This is a genomic window from Rhizobium sp. 10N414 (assembly GCF_056394785.1).
This window is the reverse complement of record NZ_JBFTIN010000091.1, coordinates 1-2224: the sequence shown is the minus strand read 5'-3', so window position 1 is coordinate 2224 and position 2224 is coordinate 1. Positions and strand designations below refer to the sequence as shown.

Below are 2224 nucleotides of genomic sequence, written 5' to 3'. Positions count from 1 at the left end.
GCAGCCTCGCCGCCGGACGTCCACCAGTGCAGCATCTGCACTTCCTTCACATCCGCAGCCTTGGCAGCACCCAAGCCCGCAACACTCATCGTCACCAACGCTGTCGTCAGCAAAAACTTGCGCATCGTTTCCTCCCGGTTTGCAAGTTCACAAAAGCGGAAAATCCGCGGTCAAAAAGCCCCCGCGCTCCCCGCGCGAAAGACTCTACTTATACGGCGCGAACGCCGCATGGGTTAATTTAAAACGTTATAAACATAAGCAAGTCAAGTGTAGCGACGCGCCTTTCTTTGTCGGAGGCAGTATCATTTACTGCCTGTTTTTACTTGTCTTTCAGACACAGTCCTATTGCTTGGAAAACGGAAGCCGATTATTTAAAACGTTTCCATAATAGCATTGCTTTCGGCGCCGATATCGCGCTAGTGTCCGGCCAATCGACGCTTTGGAGGAAAGTCGAGCGTGTCTCGCATTACAATGCCGCCCACGACCGGAGTGACCCGCAGGAGCGGCAAGCCGACGTTGCGCACCATCGCGGACATCGCGGGCCTTGCTGTGACGACGATATCGCGAGCCCTTTCGGACGACCCGGTCATCAACCACGAGACCCGCAAGCGCGTCCGGGAGATCGCGCTGCAGGTTGGTTACTCCCCAGATCGAGCGGCCCAGCGCCTGAAGACCGGCCGCACGAACGTCATCGCCATCCTTCTTGAATCGCATGAGGAGATCCTCGGCTACGGCACCTCGATCATGTCCGGCATCGCCGCTGCTTTGCAGGGCACCACCTACCATCTGATCGTCATGCCCAACCTGCCGCACACGACCAATATCGAGGCAGTCAACTACATCATGCGCAATCACATGGCCGACGGCCTGGTGATGTCGCGCACCGAACCGTTCGACCCGCGCGTGCGGCTGCTAATGGAGCACAATTTTCCGTTCGTCACCCATGGCCGCACCGAACTTTCCACGCCGCATCCTTATGTCGACTACGACAATTTCACGTTCGCCTATGAGGCAACCAAGCGGCTGATCGCCAAAGGGCGTCGTAAGCCCGCTTTGATCGGCGGTCCGATGCAGTTCAGCTTCGGCAGCCATATCCTGCACGGCTTCATGACCGCGGTGCGCGAAGCCGGCTGTGCCTACGAGATTATCTCCGAGATCGACCTCGATCATCCGGCGGGCGCGATTCGCGACCGTATCGCCCGACGGCATCGCGAACCCGATCCACCCGACGCCTTCATGTGCGGCGGCGAAGTGTGCGCGCTTGCCACGATCACCGGCATGAGCGATTGCGGCCTCACCCTTGGCGTCGAATACGACATCGTCGCCAAGCAGACCTCGCAGTTACTTTCCGCCATCCAGCCGAAGGTGGAAACGATTTATGAGGACCTTACGGCCACCGGCGAACATATCGGCCGCATCCTGAGGAAACGGATCAGCGGCGAGACGGATATGGACCAGTTGCAGATGCTGCTAACGCCGCAGCCGCCTTTCTCCGGCGGTACCGGAAATAGATGACATCTGCTACTCGATCTCAACTGGCTACGCGGTAGACCTTAGCCTCGTGACTTCGGCGGTTACTGCAAGCGGACACCCTATTGAAGCTCGGATTTCTGCTCGAAATCGACAATGACGCCGTGTCGCAATGCCTCTTCTTGAGCTGCACGAAGAGCCTGCTGGATGAAATAGACGACGAGGTCATAGTCCGGGCTCTCCTGCGAGGCGATTTCCCACGCGATGTTCAGAGTGAATATCAGTTGTGGGGCGATCGTATCGGTCACGGCGGCGTATCCCGGAAGCACGGAGATACTAGGGTGCGCCCGCACCCAGGGCAACATCAACGGTTGAGCGTGCCGTAGGAGAATGTCACCAGCGACCTAGTGGGATTTACTATGGCCTTCACAAGGACGCCCAACGATTCAAGAGACGCGCACGTGCTGGGCGGCTTGGGTGTCCTTCCCGAGAGAGGGGTGACAGTTCATACCGGAGACATGGGTTACACTTTTGGCCTTTGCGAGGAGAGCGAAGGTGCCTTTGCAGGAGTGCAACCGCATGGACGAGCGTCTCAAATTCGTTGCGCGGGTTCTGGATGGCGAGAAGATAGCGGCGCTGTGCCGCGAATTCGGCATCTCCCGCAAGACCGGTCACAAGATCATCAGCCRCTATAACGACAGCGGTCTGGAAGGACTGACAGATCGATCGCGACGGCCTTACCGGCACGCCAATC

3 protein-coding genes and 1 pseudogene are annotated in these 2224 nt (G+C 58.2%); 2 read left to right on the top strand and 2 right to left on the bottom strand.

Features of this window, described 5'->3' with window-relative positions; genetic code table 11:
• Window positions 1–125: pseudogene (locus AC1DE4_RS31655) on the bottom strand (sugar ABC transporter substrate-binding protein); the annotation flags it as partial.
• Between the two features lie 346 nt (window positions 126–471).
• Here AC1DE4_RS31655 and AC1DE4_RS31650 point away from each other — a divergent pair.
• Complete coding sequence (locus AC1DE4_RS31650; protein ID WP_477884742.1) at window positions 472–1515, top strand: LacI family transcriptional regulator; 1044 nt, start codon at window positions 472–474, stop codon at window positions 1513–1515.
• Window positions 1516–1592: 77 nt separating this feature from the next.
• On the opposite strand, the gene AC1DE4_RS31645 is transcribed toward AC1DE4_RS31650, so the two are convergent.
• On the bottom strand, window positions 1593–1778 hold the full coding sequence (locus tag AC1DE4_RS31645; protein WP_018117079.1) for a hypothetical protein: 186 nt from the start codon (window positions 1776–1778) through the stop codon (window positions 1593–1595).
• Window positions 1779–2025: 247 nt separating this feature from the next.
• Between AC1DE4_RS31645 and AC1DE4_RS31640 the strand changes: the two genes are divergently transcribed.
• Window positions 2026–2224, top strand: a 199-nt coding sequence (locus AC1DE4_RS31640; RefSeq protein WP_477884741.1) for a helix-turn-helix domain-containing protein, incomplete at its 3' end; no start/stop codon positions are given.